The organism is Phenylobacterium sp. LH3H17 (assembly GCF_024298925.1).
Classification (GTDB): Bacteria; Pseudomonadota; Alphaproteobacteria; order Caulobacterales; family Caulobacteraceae; genus Phenylobacterium.
The window spans coordinates 1,713,214-1,732,136 of sequence record NZ_CP101283.1; the positions used below are offsets into that span (position 1 = coordinate 1,713,214).

General features: G+C 67.2%; 19 protein-coding genes and 2 tRNA genes. 19 read left to right on the forward strand and 2 right to left on the reverse strand.

All coding sequences use genetic code 11. From position 1 onward, the window contains the following. The first annotated feature begins 6 nt into the window (after positions 1-6). Entirely contained in the window at positions 7-993 is a 987-nt protein-coding gene (locus tag M9M90_RS08370; RefSeq protein WP_254836704.1) for an alpha/beta fold hydrolase, read from the forward strand. Between the two features lie 315 nt (positions 994-1,308). Here the strand turns inward: M9M90_RS08370 and M9M90_RS08375 are convergent, their stop codons facing one another. Beyond that, entirely contained in the window at positions 1,309-1,923 is a 615-nt protein-coding gene (locus tag M9M90_RS08375) for a PEPxxWA-CTERM sorting domain-containing protein (protein WP_254836705.1), read from the reverse strand. A gap of 562 nt (positions 1,924-2,485) precedes the next feature. Here M9M90_RS08375 and M9M90_RS21280 point away from each other — a divergent pair. The 3 genes from M9M90_RS21280 to M9M90_RS08385 all read left to right on the forward strand — a co-directional run bounded on the left by M9M90_RS21280 (position 2,486) and on the right by M9M90_RS08385 (position 4,633). Beyond that, positions 2,486-3,328, forward strand: a complete 843-nt coding sequence (locus M9M90_RS21280; RefSeq protein WP_371876912.1) for an integrase arm-type DNA-binding domain-containing protein — start codon at positions 2,486-2,488, stop codon at positions 3,326-3,328. After that, positions 3,222-3,965: a site-specific integrase gene (locus M9M90_RS08380; RefSeq protein ID WP_254836706.1), complete on the forward strand. Its 744-nt coding sequence runs from the start codon at positions 3,222-3,224 to the stop codon at positions 3,963-3,965. Before M9M90_RS21280 ends, M9M90_RS08380 begins: the two co-directional genes overlap by 107 nt. A 395-nt stretch (positions 3,966-4,360) precedes the next feature. Further along, entirely contained in the window at positions 4,361-4,633 is a 273-nt protein-coding gene (locus M9M90_RS08385; protein WP_254836707.1) for an AlpA family transcriptional regulator, read from the forward strand. Between the two features lie 309 nt (positions 4,634-4,942). Here M9M90_RS08385 and M9M90_RS08390 read toward each other — a convergent pair. Next, a tRNA-Thr gene (locus tag M9M90_RS08390) sits at positions 4,943-5,017 on the reverse strand. A gap of 340 nt (positions 5,018-5,357) precedes the next feature. Here M9M90_RS08390 and murA point away from each other — a divergent pair. From murA to M9M90_RS08465, 15 genes are all read left to right on the forward strand, one after another. Then, positions 5,358-6,647, forward strand: a complete 1,290-nt coding sequence (murA, locus tag M9M90_RS08395) for a UDP-N-acetylglucosamine 1-carboxyvinyltransferase (RefSeq protein ID WP_254836708.1) — start codon at positions 5,358-5,360, stop codon at positions 6,645-6,647. 2 nt (positions 6,648-6,649) lie between these two features. Then, complete coding sequence (locus M9M90_RS08400; protein WP_254836709.1) at positions 6,650-7,081, forward strand: DUF2948 family protein; 432 nt, start codon at positions 6,650-6,652, stop codon at positions 7,079-7,081. A gap of 44 nt (positions 7,082-7,125) precedes the next feature. Continuing rightward, complete coding sequence (gene hisD / locus M9M90_RS08405; protein ID WP_254836710.1) at positions 7,126-8,409, forward strand: histidinol dehydrogenase; 1,284 nt, start codon at positions 7,126-7,128, stop codon at positions 8,407-8,409. 124 nt (positions 8,410-8,533) lie between these two features. Next, positions 8,534-9,187 carry an SH3 domain-containing protein gene (locus M9M90_RS08410; protein ID WP_254836711.1) on the forward strand — a complete coding sequence of 218 codons (654 nt, stop codon included), beginning with the start codon at positions 8,534-8,536 and terminating at the stop codon, positions 9,185-9,187. 155 nt (positions 9,188-9,342) lie between these two features. Continuing rightward, a complete protein-coding gene (locus M9M90_RS08415) occupies positions 9,343-9,822 on the forward strand; it encodes a UPF0262 family protein (protein ID WP_254836712.1) in 480 nt (159 codons plus the stop codon). A 5-nt stretch (positions 9,823-9,827) separates the two neighbouring features. After that, positions 9,828-10,289, forward strand: coding sequence for a low molecular weight phosphatase family protein (locus tag M9M90_RS08420; RefSeq protein WP_254836713.1), 462 nt, complete (start codon positions 9,828-9,830; stop codon positions 10,287-10,289). A gap of 134 nt (positions 10,290-10,423) precedes the next feature. Next, positions 10,424-10,642: a translation initiation factor IF-1 gene (gene infA / locus M9M90_RS08425; protein WP_254836714.1), complete on the forward strand. Its 219-nt coding sequence runs from the start codon at positions 10,424-10,426 to the stop codon at positions 10,640-10,642. 17 nt (positions 10,643-10,659) lie between these two features. Further along, entirely contained in the window at positions 10,660-11,241 is a 582-nt protein-coding gene (locus M9M90_RS08430) for a nucleoside triphosphate pyrophosphatase (RefSeq protein WP_254836715.1), read from the forward strand. Then, positions 11,238-12,275 (forward strand): ribonuclease E/G, encoded by a 1,038-nt coding sequence (locus M9M90_RS08435; RefSeq protein WP_254836716.1) that lies wholly within the window; start codon positions 11,238-11,240, stop codon positions 12,273-12,275. Before M9M90_RS08430 ends, M9M90_RS08435 begins: the two co-directional genes overlap by 4 nt. Further along, positions 12,272-12,436: a DNA gyrase inhibitor YacG gene (gene yacG / locus M9M90_RS08440; protein ID WP_254836717.1), complete on the forward strand. Its 165-nt coding sequence runs from the start codon at positions 12,272-12,274 to the stop codon at positions 12,434-12,436. Before M9M90_RS08435 ends, yacG begins: the two co-directional genes overlap by 4 nt. A 65-nt stretch (positions 12,437-12,501) precedes the next feature. Then, positions 12,502-12,577 (forward strand) — tRNA-Phe (locus tag M9M90_RS08445). 201 nt (positions 12,578-12,778) lie between these two features. Further along, positions 12,779-14,794 (forward strand): tetratricopeptide repeat-containing sulfotransferase family protein, encoded by a 2,016-nt coding sequence (locus M9M90_RS08450; RefSeq protein WP_254836718.1) that lies wholly within the window; start codon positions 12,779-12,781, stop codon positions 14,792-14,794. Between the two features lie 25 nt (positions 14,795-14,819). Continuing rightward, the gene (locus tag M9M90_RS08455) at positions 14,820-17,123 is read left to right on the forward strand and encodes a TonB-dependent receptor (RefSeq protein WP_254836719.1); all 2,304 of its coding nucleotides are present in this window, start codon (positions 14,820-14,822) and stop codon (positions 17,121-17,123) included. A gap of 29 nt (positions 17,124-17,152) precedes the next feature. Then, a complete protein-coding gene (locus M9M90_RS08460) occupies positions 17,153-17,734 on the forward strand; it encodes a TetR family transcriptional regulator C-terminal domain-containing protein (RefSeq protein ID WP_371876927.1) in 582 nt (193 codons plus the stop codon). Between the two features lie 60 nt (positions 17,735-17,794). Further along, on the forward strand, positions 17,795-18,922 hold the full coding sequence (locus tag M9M90_RS08465) for an aromatic ring-hydroxylating dioxygenase subunit alpha (protein ID WP_254836720.1): 1,128 nt from the start codon (positions 17,795-17,797) through the stop codon (positions 18,920-18,922). Position 18,923 lies beyond the last annotated feature (1 nt).

Here is an 18,923-nt window from a genome sequence, read left to right on the forward strand (position 1 = left end):
CCGGCGATGACGAGGCGCGGAATGCTGGTCGGCGGCCTCGCGGCGGCGGCGGCGGCGCTGGGCGGGGTCGCCTGGCGCTTCCGCATGGACCTCGGCCGCGCGCAGGCCGGCGCCCGCGACGGGAGCCGGTTGCTGAGCCTTTCCGGCCAGTTGATCGAGTACGCTGACCGGGGCGGCGGTCCCGCCCTGCTGTCGATCCATGGAGCGGGCGGCGGCTTCGACCAGGGGCTCGCCAACGCCTCCGAGCTGGTGGGGGACGGCTACCGGATCGTCGCGCCGTCGCGGTTCGGCTACCTGCGCACGCCGGTCCCACCCGACGCCTCCCCGGCGGCGCAGGCCGAGGCCCATGCGGCGCTGCTGGAGGCGCTCGCGATCCCCAAGGCCATCGTCCTAGGCGTCTCGGCGGGCGCCCGATCGGCGGTGGAGCTGGCGCTACGGCGGCCCGAACGGGTCGCGGCCCTGGTCCTCATGGTCCCCGGCCTCTACGCGCCGCAGAGCCCCGTTTCGATCGAGCCCAGCCGCGGCAGCCGCTTCGCGTTCTGGGTGGTCAACGCCGGTGGCGACTTCGCCTGGTGGGCCGCGATGAAAATGGCGCCGTCGACCCTCATCCGATTCCTCGGCGTCCGGCCGGAACTGGTCGCGGCTGCCTCGCCGGCCGAGCAGCGACGTGTCTTGGACATCGTGCGCAGCGTCGAGCCCCTGTCGCGGCGCTATCGCGGGATCAATGTCGACAGCACGCCGGACCTGCACGAACTGCCGCTGGAGCGGATCTCCGCCCCGACCCTCATCGTCTCGGCCCGCGACGACCTCTTCAACACCCTGCCGGCGGCGCGGTATGCGGCGGACCGGATCCCCGGCGCGCGGCTCGCCGTCTTCGATACCGGGGGACACCTCCTGGTCGGACGCGGGGCCGCGGTCCGCGCGGAGGTGTCGGCGTTCCTCGATGGCGGAGGCCCCGAGCCGGCTGGAGGCGCTCAGGACTCGCCGAACTAGCGCCAGGCCCTTGTGGCCACCAGCCGCCGGGGCGGGCGATGACAGCAGAGGTGGGGGCGGATCGGCCTACGGACCAGTCCGGCGAAGCCTGCGGAATCTCCTGCCGTGACATTCACGCGGCGGAAGGTCGATTAGCTGAATCGGATCCAGCAAGCATGCAACATGGCCTATGGAGCAGCGCGGGCAGCTCGCCGCTGCCGGCCTGCATGCCTGATAGATCGGCAGCGCGCCATGAACCGACATTGGGATCGGGCCGGAGAGCGGACCTTCGTCCGCCCTGTCCGTCTGCGACCGCTCTCGACCCATAGTGGACGCTTAGATCGTCGCTAGCCTCGGTCGGCGGCGGATCGAAGCGCCAACCGCAGCAAATCCCACAATCATCATTCCCCAAGTAGCAGGCTCGGGAACGGCGGAGGAAACGGGGCTAAGGCTTACCAATCGCGTTCCAGAAACGCCAACTCCGTTGCGGTCGAGTGAGGCCTGGAATTGTGGAACCCCGTTCAGGTACAGGTTGAACGTCGGACGAGAACAGTTGGTGGCTGTGGTCGGGCAGAACACGCCCGAGTCAAGGGTGAGGTCAAACCGGTTGAAGCTGCCAAAGACTTGGCCTCGCGAGTAAAGGCTAGTCGTCCCATCGCCCTGATCAGAGAGCGTCAAAACGCCCGGCAAGCCTCCGCTTTGGTAGCCACCCCCGCTAGCCCCCATCAGCGACCCGTCGGTCAAGAAGTTGGTGATTGTCGCCGTGCCGGTCGCGTTGAATGAGCCGGGGCCGGTGACTAGCGGGCTACCGAACTCAAACGTCACGGTGCCTAAGGTTCCGAACACGCCGCTCGTGTCGAGGGTAACCCGCAAGGTCTCTGCAGTTAGCGCGGGCGTCGAGGCCAGTGTCATGGCCGCAGCAAACACGATTAGAGATCCGAATTTCCGCACAATGCCCTCCCGGCAAGCTCGAAAAAACCCAAACACGAGCGTTGCTCAGCTATAGCCGAAGTCCGGAAAGTCAGGAGTTTAAACCCCCCTGACGGGAATAAATGTCATGTGGAATTAATTCTCATGGACTTGGGCAGCCCGCTTTTCGCCCTGCCGAGGTATGCAGTGGGCACAGCTCGGCGCCCACTGTCGGCGAACGGTGGCAGCAGACCGCATTCAGGCAATTCTGCAAATTTCCTGCGACGGTGGGGTAGGGGATGCGCGCGCATGGGCCGGACCCCTCCCCCAGGGGGCGACTCTGGTGGCCCGGTCGATGCTGCCGTTCACCACCCCGTCCCGCTAAGCACATCCGACCCCAGGGGGCGGGTCGCACTACCGGTCACTACGAGAATCGCGGGGGCCAAAGGTTGGGGGAACACCGCGCGCCGCTGGTTTGATGGCTGAGATGATGGGTAGGAGATTCAAGCCTCCTCATTTCTCAGCGAAAACAAAGAAGGTTGGTGGATGCGACAGGGATTGAACCTGTGACCCCCTCGGTGTGAAGCTGTCAAAATAAGTATTCATGCGGTTTCAGATCGTTTCAAACCTTGGTGTTACTAAAAAACACTTTCGCGTTGATCTTCAGATTGTATCATCGAGTTCTGCCGGAACTGCCCCCAATCTGCCCCCAGAAACGAACCAATGTCCGGCAACGAGGAGGTCACTCGTGAGCCGCGCCATAGTCACCGATCGTGAACTCAATGCGCTGAAGCCAGACAGCGCCCGCTATGAGCGCGCCGTCGCGAAGGCGAGGGGGCTCTCCGTCCTCATCCACCCCAACGGCTGCAAGACGTTTGTGGTCCGTTACAGGTCGCCCGGCGGCGCTCGCCGGCGCCTCGCGCTGGGGGACTATCCCGCGGTGACCCTGGCCACCGCGCGTCTGCAGGCTGGGGCGTTGCGCCTTGAAGTCATGGGGGGAAAGGATCCCGCCGGGGAACGCGTAGCAGCGCGCCTCGAAGCGCGGATGGGAGAGACCCTGGAGCAGCTGGCGGAAGGATATTGGAAAGCAGCGGTTATCGGAATCCATGGGGGCCGCAAGCGTCCGCTGCGGCGCGAGACAGTCGACCGCCAGAAGAGCCTTTGGACGAGGCACTTAAAACCTGTCCTGGGCGGACGTCGATACAAGGAAATGCGCCGCGCCGACGTCCGGGAGTTCATGCAGGGCTTGGTGCTAAAGGGGAACCTCAGTCCAGCAACCGTCGCCAGCATCGGTGACGTAACTCCGCGCGCTCTTCGCCTACGCGCTGCATCAGGATCTCGTGGAGGCCAACCCGACGATCGGGCTCACCCGACCCATCGCGCCGCAATCGCGTTCACGGCTGTTCACGGACGCCGCGCTCTCCCAGATGCTCGTGCTGTTGCATGACGCCTCCGGGGCTGGAGATGGCCGCAGTGATCCCTATGCCCGGATGGCACCGCACATGGCTCTTGGCCTCCGGTTCCTGATCCTGACTCTAACGCGCCGAACTGAGGCGGCCGGCGCGCGCCGATCCGAGATCGATCCTGCCGCTCGAACCTGGACGATCCCTGGCGAGCGAACGAAGAACCGGCAGGCCCATGTAGTACCGCTTTCCCCGCAGGCAATCGAGGTGCTCGACGCGGCGCGCCGGTTGCCCGGGGCCGCTCTTGATGGCTACCTCTTCCCGTCGCCGACCAGGCCCGGAGCCCATCTGGAACCGCACGCGATAACCCGCGCCGTTAATCGCATGTGCGCCCGGCTGAGCCTCCCGCTGGGCTCCCCACACGATTTTCGCCGGACCGGCGCAACGACCTTGACCAGCGAACGCTACGGCTTTCGGCGATTTGTGGTCGGGAAGGTCCTGGGGCACACCGCCCACGACGGTGCGGCCGTCACGTCGGTTTATGACCGAAACGAGTACTTGGCCGATAAGCGTCAGGCGCTCGACGCCTGGGGCCGCCACGTCCAGGGGCTGACGCCGCAGGACCACGATGCTTCGCCGTCGCCGCAACGCAGGCACCTCCACCTAGTGACTGCTGCCTAGGGGCAATCGGAACGGGCGCGCGGATGGTGGTGCTGGCGACGGATTGAGGCTGCTTGAACCTTGGGATTTAGCGCCGGCTAGGCCCGGAGAAACTGCCGGAACGGCAGTGGATCGCCAAGGAACCCGCATCAGCCGGCAGATTGTCTAATCGACCCTGAGACTCAGAGGGCTTTCGCATGCGGAGGACAGTGGCGAGCGATCGCTGATGGGAAATTCATCAACCAATTGTGATGTTTAGGTGCGGCGCTTTTCAGGCGCATGCAGGGCGTCGCCGCTGGAACAGCCTGCACCATCTCGGGGCCGACACGGGCGCAGACTGAGGGTAGCGGAGCCTTTTCGTCACCGACTTTGAAGGTCGTAATGGGGGCCGCAACGAACCCGTCGAAGAGCCAACCATGGACCATCAGCGCGCTCCACTCCCTCAACGATTCCTCCGGACCCCGGAAGCCGGAAGGCTGCTGGGTCTTTCCGGACGGACTCTGGAGAAGCATCGGACCTACGGTACCGGTCCCGTCTATCGGAAGATCGGAGGACGTGTCGTCTACGCGATCTCGGATCTCCAGGCCTGGGCCGAACGCGGCAGACGCGCATCCACAAGCGAGCTGACCGGAGACTGCGTGTCCGCGGCCAAGCCTCGGGGTGTTGGCCGGAGTCTCAGGTCAGTCTGAGCAACTTCAGGGGTTTGTGCGGATCACCCCCATGCACGACGTCGCGAGACCGCGACCCCGGTCACTCGCGGTCCTTCAATGGGCGCGAACATTCTCTGCGCGGCGGCAGGCCGCATGCCGCCGCCGCGCGCTTTCCTCCAGTTTTGGGTGCTTTGCGCACCGTATTTCCCGCGCTGGAGGTCCGGCGTGGCTCACGATTCCGCAATTGTAAGATGGCTCTGCCGCTTACTGGGTGCTTACTGGAGCGGGAATTGCCGGTTTAGAGGTTCGCTGGTGGTCCTCTAAGTGCTTGAAACACTTAGAGGACCATGGTGCCGCCGGGCAGGATTGAACTGCCGACCTCAGCCTTACCAAGGATGCGCTCTACCACTGAGCTACGGCGGCGAAAAGGCGAGGGCGGGGCTATAGCCAAAGCCTGGGCCCGCGTGAAGCCCAAAAGCGCCGAAAGGCGTCTTGACGTGGTCGCCGTCTCGCCGCACCCCGGGCGGGCATGGAAAAATCGGAAAAAACAGCCGCCGAGGAGCGTGAGGCCAAACTCGCCGCGGCGCTGCGCGCCAACCTTAGGCGCCGCAAGAGCGCCGGGCGAGTCGCGCCGCCCGCCAGGCCCCCGGATCCCGAGACCCCCTCGTGACCGGGGCCGACTTTGCGCCGGTCGCCGCGCAGGCTAGATAGCGGAAAAGGGCCATGGCGCGCGCGGCGCGCCGGCCACCTTCGAGGGACGAATTTGGATCGCATCGCCATCATCGGCGGCGCGCGGCTGGAGGGCGTAATCCCCATCAGCGGCGCCAAGAACTCCGCCATCAAGCTGATGGCCGCCAGCCTGCTCACCGACGAACCGCTGCGGCTCACCAACATGCCGCGCCTCGCTGACACCCGGTTCCTGGGGCGTCTGCTCCAGCGGCTTGGGACTGAAGTCGAGGAGCGCGAGGGCGAAAACGGGGCCGAGACGCTGCTGCACACCCGCGAGATCGTCAGCGGCATCGCGCCCTACGATCTCGTCCGCCAGATGCGAGCTTCGTTCAACGTGCTGGGCCCCCTGATCGCGCGCACGGGACAGGCCAAGGTGTCGCTGCCCGGTGGTTGCACGATCGGCGCACGGCCCGTGGACCTTCACCTGGAGGCTCTGCGAACCCTGGGCGCGACCATCGATCTGCATGAGGGCTACGTCTACGCCCAGGCGCCGCGCGGGCTGATTGGAGCGGAGATCGTCTTTCCCTTCGTCTCGGTCGGCGCCACGGAGCACGCCATGCTGGCCGCGGTGCTGGCGCACGGCGAGACGGTGCTGACGAACGCCGCGTGCGAGCCGGAACTCGCTGACCTCGCCGACTGCCTCAACAAGATGGGGGCAAAGGTCACCGGGGCGGGGACCCCGACAATCCGCATCGAGGGCGTCGCGCGCCTCGGCGGGGCGACCCACGCGGTGATCCCCGACCGTATCGAGACCGGCACCTTCGCCCTGGCCGCGGCTATGGCCGGGGGTGAGGTCCGTCTGACCCGCACGCGCAGCGACTTTATCGACACCCTTCTGGACAAGATGGAAGAGGCCGGGGTCGGCGTAACCCGCCACGAGGACGGCGTGACCATCAGGCGCAACGGCGGTCGGCTGCAGGCTGTGGAGATCGAAACCGATCCCTATCCCGGTTTCGCCACCGACCTGCAGGCCCAGTTCATGGCGCTCATGACCCTCGCCGACGGCGAGAGCGTCATCCGGGAGACCATCTTCGAGAACAGGTTCATGCATGCGCCCGAGCTTGCGCGGCTGGGCGCCGACATCTCCGTGTCCGGCGGGGAGGCCCGGGTTCGCGGCGTCGAGGCTCTCGAGGGCGCGCCGGTGATGGCCACGGACCTGCGCGCGTCGGTCAGCCTGGTGATCGCCGCCCTGGCGGCCCGCGGCGAGACCTTGGTCAACCGTGTCTACCATCTGGACCGCGGCTTCGAGCGCCTGGAAGAGAAGCTTGGCGCCTGTGGCGCTCAGATCCGTCGCGTCGCCGGCGACAGCGAGTCGGAGGACTGACGATGACCACCTCTGAAGTCCCGCGCCTACGGCTGCTCGCGCAAGACGCCGACGACCTGAGGGTGATCGCCGCGGCCCTGCAGGACGCCGTCGGCAAGATCGGCGACATTGCCTATGAGCCGAACGCACGGCGGCTGACGCTGGGGTTCAATCGCTATCGCTGGGAAGGGCCGGGCGGGGAACGCGTGCGAAGCGGTCTGCAGATCGGCTCGGTGCTCAAGGTCCAGACGCGGAACCTGCGGCGGACCGCCAAATCTGCGGTGGTGGAACTCCTCACCGTTTCGTTCGAGCCCGGCGAGGCGCCCGGCGGGATCCTGACCTTGACCTTCGCGGGCGACGGGGACCTTCGCGCCACGGTCGAGTGCGTCGATGCCGTCCTGGCCGATGTCTCCGCGCCCTGGCCGACGCCCCGCACCCCGACGCATGAGGCCTGACAGGCCATAGCCTTGCAGCGACAGTGCCGCTAAGAGAGCGCGCCATGCGTCGTTTCAATTTCTCAGATCCCGGCTTCGAGGCCGCCTTCGCCGCCTTCGTCGAAGAGCGCCGCGAGACGCCCGAGGACGTGGATGTCGCCGTTCGGGACGTGCTGACGGCCGTGCGCGCCGAGGGCCTGGCCGCTGTCCTGCGCTACGGGAAGCTGTTTGACCGCGCCGAAGTCGATGAGACCAACATCCGCGTCACGATCGAGGAGATCGAAGCCGGCGCCGCCCAATGTGCGCAGGAGGTGCGCGAGGCCATCGCCTTCGCCGCCGGCCGGATCCGAAGCTATCACGAGCGCCAGCGCCCGGCGGACGCCTGGTTCACGGACGAGGCCGGTGTGCAGCTCGGCTGGCGCTGGACGCCCATCGAGGCGGTGGGAATCTATGTCCCTGGCGGCCGCGCGGCCTATCCGTCCACCGTGCTGATGAACGCGGTCCCGGCCTCGGTCGCCGGCGTCGACCGCATCGCGATGGTCACGCCGCCCGGCCGCCTGCAACCCGCCGTGCTGGCGGCGGCCAAGGAGGCCGGCGTCACTGAGATCTGGCGCGTCGGCGGGGCCCAGGCGGTGGCGGCCCTCGCCTATGGCGCTGGGCCGATCCGTCCGGTGGACAAGATCGTCGGCCCGGGCAACGCCTACGTCACCGCGGCCAAGCGCCGAGTCTACGGCACGGTGGGCATTGATGCGCTGGCCGGTCCGTCAGAGATCGTCGTCGTGGCCGACGGCGCGAACAATCCCGAATGGATCGCGGCGGATCTGCTCTCCCAGGCCGAGCATGATCCGGCCGCCCAGGCGATCCTGATCAGCGACGACGAAGCCTTCGCCGACAAGGTCGCCGCCGCCGTCGAACGGCAGCTCACCAGCCTGGCGACCGGCGCGGACGCCGCGGCCTCCTGGCGCGACCACGGGGCGGTGGTGATCGCTCCGCTGGACGAGGCGCCGCGGCTGGTCGACCTCATCGCCCCCGAACACGTCGAGTTCGCTATGGATGAGCCCGAGCGCCTGGCCGACCGGGTTCGCCACGCCGGCGCGATATTCCTGGGCCGCCACGCGCCCGAGGCCATCGGCGACTATGTGGCCGGCTCCAACCACGTGCTGCCGACCAGCCGCGCGGCGCGATTCTCATCGGGCTTGTCGCTCTACGATTTCATCAAGCGCACCTCGATCGTGAAGTGCGACGAGGCGGCCTTCGCCGCCCTGGGTCCCGCGACCGTGGCCCTGGCCGACGCCGAGGGCCTGCCAGCCCACGCCCGCTCGGCGGCGATTCGCCTGGGGCGTGGCTGAGCCGGGAAGCTGAACGGTTCCTGTCAACGGCGTCGCAGAGGCCGTTCAGGAAGGCTCGTCTAGTGTGTCTTTCATCGGGGCAGGTCCTCGAAAGAGACAGATCGAACTGGACGGAGACCAAGCCATGCTTAATTCCACCACCTCGAAACTGATGCGCGGCGTGACCGTGGCCGGCCTCGCCGGCGTCCTGGCGGCCGGCGCGTTCTCGAGCGCCAACGCCCAGCAATATCGCGCGCCGACCGGCGGCGGCGTCGGCTCCATCGTCAGTTGCGACGCCCCCGGCGGCAAACAGGCCGGCGGTGCGGTGATCGGCGCCCTCCTGGGTGCGGTGGCCGGCTCGAACCTGGCCAAGAACGACCGCGGCACGGGGACGGCGATCGGCGCCGTGGCCGGGGCTGCGACCGGCTCCTATGTGGGCTGCAAGATGCAGCGCGACCGCCAGGCCCAGACCGCCTACGGCCCTTCCAATGGCCACGCCTACGCCCAGCCGGCGACCTATGTTCAGAACGGCTATCGGCTGAACGGCAATCTGGCTCCGGCCAAACTCGTCCGCGACGGGGGCGGCTTCGTCGCCACCTCAACCCTGAACCTGCGGGCGGCTCCGACCACCTCGTCGGCTCGGGTCGGCAGCTTGCGGGCCGGTGAAAGCTTCCAGGCCATGGCGCGGGTGCGCGGCAGCGAATGGATCCTGGTGGGTCGCGGTGGCGTCGGGGTGGGTTATGTCCACGGCGCCTATGTCCAGCCCGCCGGCTACCAGCAGGCGAGCTACGGCTACTAGGCTTTCACGACACGGTTTCGGCTACCATCAGCCCCCGGCGCATACGCGCCGGGGGCTTTTTTCTTGGTCCGAAGACCGAAGTTCGCACGGAGCAGGATGACGTTAGGGGTTGGTTTGCAATAAACGTCGACGCAAGCCTTCCCCAAACCGAGCCCATGGCCGCCGACGATCGCAACATTCAGCGCCTGCAGTCCGTAGAGATCGACGAGGAATCCCTCGCCGCCGTCTCGCGTGACCAGGAGCAGGAACGCCAGATCGCGATCTTCGACCTGCTGGAGGAGAACTACTTCCATCCCGAGGGCGCCGAGGGAGGGCCCTATGACCTGCGCATGGGCCTGGTCGAAAACCGCCTGGTCCTCGACGTGACGGGGCCTGGCTACGAAAAGCGCCACATCCTGTCGCTTTCGCCGTTCCGTAGTCTGATCAAGGACTACTTTATGATCTGCGAGAGCTACTATCAGGCGATCCGCAATTCGACGCCGCAGCAGATCGAGGCCTTGGACATGGGGCGGCGCGGGTTGCACAACGAGGCGTCCGAACTCTTGCGCACCCGCCTGCTGGGCAAGATCGAGACCGACCTGGACACCGCCCGGCGGCTCTTCACCCTGATCTGCGCCCTGCACTGGCGGGGCTAGGGCGCATGGTCGATGACGCCGTGCGCGCGCCTCTGCCCGGGGCCGTGCTGTTCGCCTGCAATTTCAACCGCGTCCGTTCGCCGATGGCCGAGGCGCTGCTGAAGCGCGCGCTGGGCGACCGGATCTATGTGGACAGTTGCGGCCTGCGTCGCGACACGACAGACGCCGGCGAGAGCGTGGATCCCTTCGTCGCCGCGGTGATGGCCGAGATCTCCTGCGACGTGGCGGCGCATAGTCCCAAGACCTTCGACGATCTTGAAGACGATAGCTTTGACCTGGTCGTCTCGCTCACACCCGAAGCCCAGCACCGGGCCGTCGAACTGACCCGTGGACGGGCGGCCGAGATCGAATACTGGCCAACCTTCGATCCAACCCTGACGGACGGTTCGCGAGAGGCCCGCATGGCCGCCTACCGCGAGGTTCGCGACGCACTCGCGCTCCGGATCGCTGAGCGATTCGGTCGCTAAGAAACCCTCCGAACTGGCGCTAGCCATCGATCCGACGAGCGCGTAAAGCGCTCTGCGATATAATTGGCGCTACGGCTCGCCCGACTCATCGTGCGAACCGCTCGTCTTGGTCGTCGGTCAGTTTGGGAGCCTGCATGGCGAAGGAAGAACTTTTGGAGTTTCCGGGCACGGTGAGTGAGGTCCTCCCCAACGCCACGTTCCGAGTCAAACTTGAGAACGACCACGAGATTATCGCCCACACCGCCGGCAAGATGCGTAAGAACCGCATCCGGGTCTCGGCCGGCGACAAGGTCCTGATTGAAATGACGCCATACGATCTCACCAAAGGCCGCATAACGTTCCGCGTCCGCTAAGACGGCGATTGCAGCACATGATTTCGCATCGCCTGGTGCTCGCCTCCGCAAGTCCCAGGCGGCTTGATCTCCTGCGTCAGATCGGCCTGACGCCCGACGCGGTGGACGCCGCCGAGATCGACGAGACCCCCCTCAAGTCCGAGACGCCGCGGCAGACTGCGCTGCGCCTGGCCTGCGCCAAGGCCGCGGCCGTGGCGGCCAAGCAGCCCGACGCTTTCGTGCTGGCGGCCGACACTGTGGTGGCGGTGGGCAGCCGAATCCTGCCCAAGGTCGAGACGCAGGCCGAGGGCCGCAAGTGCCTGGAGCTGCTGTCGGGCCGCGCGCACCGCGTCCTGACCGGCGTCGCGGTCCAGGCCCCGGGTGGGCGAATGGCCAGCCGTCTCGTGGAGAGCCGCCTGCATTTCAAGCGCCTGCTGCCCGCCGAGATCGAGGCCTATCTCCAGGGTGGAGAGGGGGTCGGCAAGGCCGGCGGCTACGCCATCCAGGGCCGGGCGGGCGCCTTCGTCATGGCGATCCAGGGCTCCTATCCCGCCGTGGTCGGCCTGCCGCTCTATGAGACCATGAACCTGCTGAGCGGCCTCGGGTTCTCCAGGCCATGAGCGAGCGGCGTCTCTATCTGGATCGCGGCGTCGGCGAGACCCGAGGCGTGGTGACGCTCGACGGGCGGCCCGAGCGGCTGCTGATCGCCCGCGACGGTGAGTCGGCGACCGCCAGGCTCGGGGCGCGTCTGGTCGGCCGCATCCGCAAGGTGGAGCCAGCCTTCGCCTCTGCCTTCGTCGATCTGGGTGGGGTCGAGGCCCTTTTGTCCTACAGGCCCGAAGCCCGGCCCGTCGAAGGCCAATCCCTGGAAGTCGAGATCCGCACCGAGGCGCGGGCTGGAAAGCTCGCCACCGTGCGCGCCATCGGGCCGGCCGAGGGCCCGCCGCGCCTGCTCACCGCCGCGCCGGGCATCGCCGAGCAACTCGCCGGCTTCGCGCGCAATGTGCAGCTGATCGAGGGCCGCGAAGCGCGCCGCGCGGCCGACGAGGCCGAGGCCGACGCCCTGGAGATTGTCCATCCGCTGCCCGGCGGCGGGACCCTGGCCATCGAACCCACCCGCGCCCTGGTCGCCATTGACGTGGATATCGGCGAGCGCAAGGGCCAGGACGCCAAGCGCGTCACCCGCCAGGCCAATCTCACCGCCCTGGCGGTCGCCGGTCGGCTGTTGCGCCTGAAGAGCCTCGGCGGCATCGTGGTCATCGACCTCGTTGGCCGTGGCCACGATGGAAACGCCCTGATGACCGCCGCCCGCGCCGCCTTCGCCCCCGACAATCCTGGCGTCGCCATCGGCCCGGTGGGCCGCTTCGGCACCATGGAGCTGACCGTGCCGCGCAGGGCGCCGCCGGTGGCCGAGCTGCTGTGTGACGCCAAGGGCCGGCTCACCGACCTGACCCTGGCCCTGCGCCTGATCCGCGCCATCGAGACCGAGGGCGCGGCCCAGCCGGGAGCCCGGCTGACCGCCGTCTGCGCCCCGGAGATCGCCACCGCCGCCCAGCCGTTCGCGGCGGGGCTGGCCGGCAGGATCGGCGCGCGCTTCGAAATTCGCTCCGATCCAGCCGCTCCGCGCGAGCGCTTCGATGTGAGCGGCCGATGAGCGCCTGTCCCGTCTGCGGCAAGCCGGTCCAGCCGGAGTACCGCCCGTTCTGCTCGAAACGCTGCGCCGACGTGGACCTGCATCGCTGGCTGAAGGGCAGCTACGCCATCCCCGTCAGCGACGAGGACGAACACCCGGCCGACGGAGACGCGGAAGACTAGCGACCTCGCTGGACAGCCGCGAAAGCCTCTTCTATAGACGCGGCTCCCGCGTTGGCGGGACCTAGGCCTGGGTAGCTCAGTTGGTAGAGCAGCGGATTGAAAATCCGCGTGTCGGTGGTTCGAATCCGCCCCCAGGCACCACTCCTCCTCGCACAATTTGATCTCGTGGCCGGCGGTGCGACATTGTCGCATGGCTGATCAATTGATTGCCTTCGCGGCGCCGCGAACGCTCAACCTGTGGCCGTTCTGATACGGTCGTGCAACAAGACTGTCACAGCTGATTGACAACGCTGTTCGGCGCACCCTTTCATCGCGGCTTGACCCGTCAGGAATGGGATTCTGGTGACGAGCCGCCCCGCAGAGCCTGTCGGAACATTGGCCACCGCCCTGGCCCACGCCGCGCGTCTACTGCCATCAAATCCCGATCTGGCCGAGGCGCAGTCGCGCGAAATCCTGAAGGTCGCGCCGGAGCATCCGGACGCCGTGACACTGCTGGCGGCCGCCCTGCGCCGCCAGGGCCGCTCCACCGCCGCGCTCGAGGTCCTGGGCCCGGCGACCGAAGCCCGGCCCGACCTCGCCCAACTCCAGTTTGAAACCGCCCTGGCGCGGATGTCGCTCGGCGATGGTCCGGGCGCGATCACCGCCCTCGAGCGTGTCGTGGCGATTGCCCCCGACCACGCGCAGGCCTGGCGGGCCTTGGGCGACCAACTCACCCTGGCCGACCGTTTCGACGAGGCCGACGCGGCCTATGCCCGTCACATCAAGGCCTCCACCCGCGACCCGAGGCTGATCGAGGCGGCCACGGCGCTCTGTGAGAACAAGCTCGCCGTGGCCGAGCGGCTGCTGCGCGACTTCCTGAAGGCCCACCCCACCGACGTGGCCGCCATCCGAATGCTGGCCGAGACCGGAATGCGGCTTGGCCGCTACGACGACGCCGAGGCGCTGCTGGCCCGCGCCCTGGAACTGGCGCCCAGCTTCACGGCCGCTCGGCAGAACTACGCCACGGTGCTCTATCGCCAGAACAAGTCCGCCCAGGCCATCGCCGAGGTCGACCGGCTGCTGGTCGACGATCCACGCAATCCCGGACATCGCAATCTGAAGGCCGCCGCCCTTGGGCGGATCGGCGAGTACGACGCTGCCATCGAGTGCTTCGCCGGTGTCCTGGCCGACGTCCCGGGCCAGCCCAAGATCTGGATGAGCTACGGCCACGCCCTGAAGACCGTCGGTCGCCAGGCCGAGGCTGTCGAAGCCTACCGTCGGAGCTTGGCTATCCAGCCCAGCCTAGGCGAGGCTTATTGGAGCCTGGCCAACCTCAAGACCGTGAAATTCACCGACGCCGACGTGGCCGCCATGGAAGAGCAACTCGCCCGGCCCGACCTCTGCGACGACGACCGCTTTCATCTCCATTTTGCCCTGGGCAAGGCGCTGGAGGACGCGGGTCGCTTCGAGGCGTCCTTTGCTCATTACGACAAGGGCGCGGCCCTGCGCCGGGCCGGCCTCGACTACGAACCCGACGAGACCTCGCGCCATGTGGCCCGCTCCAAGGCGGTGTTCACACCCGAATTCTTCGCCGAGCGGGCGGGGCAGGGGGCCCAGGCAGGCGATCCGATCTTCATCGTCGGCCTGCCGCGGGCCGGCTCCACCCTCATCGAGCAGATTCTGGCCAGCCACTCACAGGTCGAGGGCACCCAGGAACTACCCGACCTCATCGCCATGGCTCGACGGCTAGGCGGCAAGCCCCAGGAGGGCAAGGCGTCCGACTACCCTGAAGGCTTGGCGCGCCTGGATGCGGTTCAGGTCCAGGCCCTGGGCGACGAGTTCCTGGCCCGCACCCAGGTTCACCGCAAGCTCGGGCGGCCATTCTTCATCGACAAGATGCCCAACAACTGGGCCCATGCCGGCCTAATCGCCCTGATCCTGCCGACCGCGAAGATCATCGACGCGCGACGCCATCCGCTGGGCTGCTGCTTCTCCGGCTTCAAGCAGCACTTCGCCCGCGGCCAGGGCTTCACCTACAGCCTCTCCGACATCGGCCGCTACTACGCCGACTATGTGGAGCTGATGGCCCATTTCGACGCCGTCCTTCCGGGCCGCGTCCATCGGGTCATCTATGAGGAAATGGTCGCCGACCCCGAACGCGAGGTCCGCCGCCTGCTCGACCATTGCGGCCTGCCGTTCGAGGAGGGCTGCCTGCGCTTCTACGAAAACGATCGCGCGGTGCGGACGGCCAGCTCGGAGCAGGTCCGCCGGCCAATCTTCGCCGAAGCCACCGACCATTGGCGGAACTACGAGCCCTGGCTCGGCCCGCTCAAGGCCGAACTGGGACCTGTGCTGAAGACCTATCCACGCGCGCCATGAGGCGCGGGGTAATTGAGGGGTGACTATGAAACTAAGAACATCGCCGAGGACGTTGCCGGCAGTACTGCTGGCTTCGACCATGCTCACCGGCCTGGCGGCCCCGGCGTTCGCGCAGACGGCCCTGGAGGAGGTCGTCGTCACCGCGCAGAAGCGGTCCGAGAACCTCCAGGACGTTCCGATCAGTATCCAGGCGCTCGGAACCGAGAAGCTGGATGAGCTGCAGGTCTCAGACTTCGCGGACTACGTGAAGTTCCTGCCCAGCGTGACCATCAAGTCCGCCGGCCCCGGCTTCAGCACCGTCTACATGCGTGGTGTGGCCTCGGGTGAGAACAACAACCACTCCGGGCCCCTACCCAGCGTCGGCGTCTATCTCGACGAACAGCCGGTGACGACCATCACCGGGCCGCTCGACATCCACGTCTACGACATCGCCCGCGTCGAGGTCCTGGCCGGCCCCCAGGGCACCCTCTACGGCGCCAGCTCCCAGGCCGGCACCATCCGCATCATCACCAACAAGCCGTCCGTCGCTGGCTTTGAGGCCGGGTACGACCTGGAGGTCAACCATCTGAGCCACGGGGCCTATGGCGGCTCGGCCGAAGGCTTCGTCAACCAGCCGCTGGGCGACCGCGCGGCTGTGCGCCTCGTCGGCTGGGCGGTGCACGATGGTGGCTATATCGACAACGTCCCCGCATCGTTCACTTACCCAAGCGGCAATATCACCGTGAACAACGGCCCGTTCGTGGAAGGCAACTACAACGAGGTTGATACGGCCGGCGCCCGGGCGGCGCTGAAGATCGACCTGAACGAGACCTGGACCGTCACCCCCACCCTGATGGGGCAGCGGACCCAGGCCGATGGCGGTTTCGCCGTCAACCCCGCGCTCGGCAAGTTCAAGACCAGCCGCTTCCGTCCCGAACAGTCGGACGACAAGTGGTTCCAGGCCTCGCTGACCGTCGAGGGCAAGATTTCCAGCCTCGATCTCACCTATGCCGGCGCCTACATGAAACGCTGGGTGGATAGCGAGTCCGACTATTCGGACTACTCCTATTTCTACGACACCCTGTTTGGATCCGGCGCCAATCTGACCGACGATGGCGGCAACTTCATCGACACGACGCAGTACATCCAGGCCAAGGATTACTACACCAAGCAGAGCCACGAACTCCGGCTGGCGACGCCCACCGACTATCGGCTGCACGGGGTGGCGGGTCTGTTCTACCAGAAGCAGTCTCACAACATTCAACAGCGCTATCGGGTCGATTGGCTCGCGACCGCCACCGAGGTTCCCGGCTGGCCCGACACCCTGTGGCTGACCAAGCAAGTCCGCACCGACCGCGACTATGCGGCCTTCGTCGACGGCACCTTCGATGTCACCGACCAATTGTCGGTCACCGGCGGCGTCCGCTTCTTCAAGTCGCACAATTCCCTTGAGGGCTTCTTCGGCTTCGGAACCGGCTATTCTTCCGGAACCGGCGTCGCCGCCTGCTTCGGCCCGGCGATCGTCGAGGGCGGGCCCTGCACCAACGTCGACAAGTCGGTGAAGGAGACCGGCGAAACCTATCGGGTGAACGCCCAGTACAAGATCGACGAAGACAAGATGGTCTACGCGACCTACTCCACCGGATTCCGGCCGGGCGGCATCAACCGGCGCGGCACGCTTCCGCCGTACAAGTCCGACTTCCTGAAGAACCTGGAGGCCGGCTGGAAGACGACCTGGTTGAACGGCATGTTGCGCTGGAACGGCGCCGTTTATTCCGAGAAGTGGGACGACTTCCAGTTCTCGTTCCTGGGCGCCAACGGCCTGACCGAGATCCGCAACGCCGGCAAGGCCAAGATGCGCGGCGTCGAATCCGACATCAACTGGCTGGTGACCGAGGGACTGACCCTCACAGGCTCGGCCGCCTACACCAAGGCGGAACTGGACGAGGACTATATTCCCGACCCCAGCGCGCCGCCGGAGGCGCTGAAAGGGACATCCCTCCCGATCACGCCCAAGTTCAAGGCCAACCTCGTGGCCCGCTACGAATGGCCGATCGGCGAAATGGACGCTCACGTTCAGGGCGCCCTGGCCTACACCGGGTCGAACTATCCGGACCTGACCATCGACGACCGCGCGGTGGTGGGGAAGATTTCGTCCTATACGACCGTCGACCTGACGACGGGTCTCGAACGAGGCTCGTGGCGCGTCGAGGCCTATGTGAAGAACCTGTTCGACGAGGACGGCGCACTGAATAAGTTCGTCCAGTGCACTTCGTCGGTCTGTAGCCGTGTCTACACGATCCCGATCCGGCCTCGGACCATCGGCTTCAGGTTCGGGCAGTCGTTCTGAGCGGACGGTTCTCTCGCGAGCTCGCCCCGATCCGCCGTCAGGCGCTGATCGAGGCGACGCTCGCGAGCCTCGCCGCCCGAGGTCTCGGCGCGGTGTCGGTGCGCGACGTCGCCGTCCGCGCCGGCGTCTCGCCGGGCCTGGTGCGCCACCATTTCGGTAGTTTCGGGGCCTTGCTGGTTGAGGCCTACCGACATGTGGTCCAGCGGGTGGACGACCATATCGACGCCACGATGGCGGGCGCGGGTGGGGATCCCGACCGCCGGCTGGCGGCTTTTATCGCGGCCAGCTTCTCGCCGACCATCGTCGACCGCGACCTGCTTTCGGCCTGGCTGGGCTTCTGGGGCCTGGTCCGCACCGATCCCGAGGCCGCGCGCCTGCACGCCGAGACCTACGGCGCCTATCGCGGACGGATTGAGGCCTTGCTGGCCGCCGCCGCGCTGGCGCGTGGCAGGGCGGTCGACGTGCGCGCCGGCGCGCTCGGCCTCTCCGCCATGCTGGACGGGCTCTGGCTCGAACTCTGCCTGGACCCCGCCACCTTCACCCCCGACGAGGCCACCCGGCTCGCCGCCGACTGGACCGCGCGCTTCCTCCAGGGCGGAGAGGCGGTCTAGCCCTTGCTGTCACCGCCTTGCTATACGACTGTATAGTAACGACGATGTGGGGTCGCCGCGATGAATCCTGAGATCGAACGCAGCCTGCCGGCCTGGATCTACAGCGATCCCGGCTTCTTCGAGCGCGAGCGGGAAGGCGTCTTCCGCACCGCCTGGCAGGTGGTTTGCCACGTCAACGACGTGCCGAACGCGGGCGACTACCAGACACTCGACTTCCTGGGGGAAAAGGTCCTGGTCCTGCGCGGCGCCGACGGCGTGGTGCGCAGCTTCCACAACGCCTGCCGCCACCGGGCCGCGCGGTTGGTCGACGGCTCGCATGGCAATTGCGGCCACCGGCTGGTCTGCCCCTATCACGCCTGGAGCTACGGCTTGGACGGCGCCCTGCTGCGCCCCCCGCCCTGGCAGGGCTTCGGCGACCTCGATCTCAGCCAGCACGGCCTGGCTCCGGTGGAGCAGGAGATCTTCCTGGGCTTCGTCTTCGTCCGCTTCGCGCCGGGCTCGCCTAGCGTGGCCGAGATGATGGCGCCCTATCTGGACGAACTGGCGCCCCACGGCTTCGAGACCCTGGTCCCCCAGGGCCGGGTCACCCTGCGACCCCGCCCGGTCAATTGGAAGAACGTCGCCGACAACTATGCCGACGGCCTGCACATCCCCGTGGCCCATCCCGGCCTCACTCGGCTGTTCGGCCCCAGCTACGCCATGGAAGTCCAGCCCTGGGTCGACAAGCTGTGGGGCGAGGTCACCGAGACGCCGTCGTCCAATTGGTCTGAGCGGGGCTACCAGGCCCTCATGCCGGTCTTCGACCACCTGCCGCCGGAACAGCGCCGCCGCTGGAGCTACTACAAGCTCTGGCCGAACCTCGCCTTCGACGTCTATCCGGATCAGGTCGACTTCATGCAGTTCATCCCTGTCTCGCCGAAGGAGACCCTGATCCGGGAAATCTCCTACGTCCGGCCCGACAGCCGCCGGGAGGCCCGCGCCGCGCGCTACCTCAACTGGCGCATCAACCGCCAGGTCAACGCCGAGGACACGGTGCTGATCCAGCGGGTCCAGGACGGCATGGGCTCCTCGTCCTATGTCAGCGGACCCCTGTCGCCCGGCGAAGTCTGCCTGGCGAGCTTCGCCCGCCGGCTGAAGGCGGACATCCCCGAGGCGGCCTTGCCGCACCCTCCGGCGAAGGCGGCCTGAC

Bases quoted from the DNA above. Each gene is read 5' to 3' on its own strand.
- M9M90_RS08370 (WP_254836704.1), top strand. From the start codon at position 7: ATGACGAGGCGCGGAATGCTGGTCGGCGGCCTCGCGGCGGCGGCGGCG.
- M9M90_RS21280 (WP_371876912.1), top strand. From the start codon at position 2,486: ATGCGGTTTCAGATCGTTTCAAACCTTGGTGTTACTAAAAAACACTTT.
- M9M90_RS08385 (WP_254836707.1), top strand. From the start codon at position 4,361: ATGGACCATCAGCGCGCTCCACTCCCTCAACGATTCCTCCGGACCCCG.
- M9M90_RS08400 (WP_254836709.1), top strand. From the start codon at position 6,650: ATGACCACCTCTGAAGTCCCGCGCCTACGGCTGCTCGCGCAAGACGCC.
- hisD (WP_254836710.1), top strand. From the start codon at position 7,126: ATGCGTCGTTTCAATTTCTCAGATCCCGGCTTCGAGGCCGCCTTCGCC.
- M9M90_RS08410 (WP_254836711.1), top strand. From the start codon at position 8,534: ATGCTTAATTCCACCACCTCGAAACTGATGCGCGGCGTGACCGTGGCC.
- M9M90_RS08415 (WP_254836712.1), top strand. From the start codon at position 9,343: ATGGCCGCCGACGATCGCAACATTCAGCGCCTGCAGTCCGTAGAGATC.
- M9M90_RS08420 (WP_254836713.1), top strand. From the start codon at position 9,828: ATGGTCGATGACGCCGTGCGCGCGCCTCTGCCCGGGGCCGTGCTGTTC.
- infA (WP_254836714.1), top strand. From the start codon at position 10,424: ATGGCGAAGGAAGAACTTTTGGAGTTTCCGGGCACGGTGAGTGAGGTC.
- M9M90_RS08430 (WP_254836715.1), top strand. From the start codon at position 10,660: ATGATTTCGCATCGCCTGGTGCTCGCCTCCGCAAGTCCCAGGCGGCTT.
- M9M90_RS08435 (WP_254836716.1), top strand. From the start codon at position 11,238: ATGAGCGAGCGGCGTCTCTATCTGGATCGCGGCGTCGGCGAGACCCGA.
- yacG (WP_254836717.1), top strand. From the start codon at position 12,272: ATGAGCGCCTGTCCCGTCTGCGGCAAGCCGGTCCAGCCGGAGTACCGC.
- M9M90_RS08455 (WP_254836719.1), top strand. From the start codon at position 14,820: ATGAAACTAAGAACATCGCCGAGGACGTTGCCGGCAGTACTGCTGGCT.
- M9M90_RS08465 (WP_254836720.1), top strand. From the start codon at position 17,795: ATGAATCCTGAGATCGAACGCAGCCTGCCGGCCTGGATCTACAGCGAT.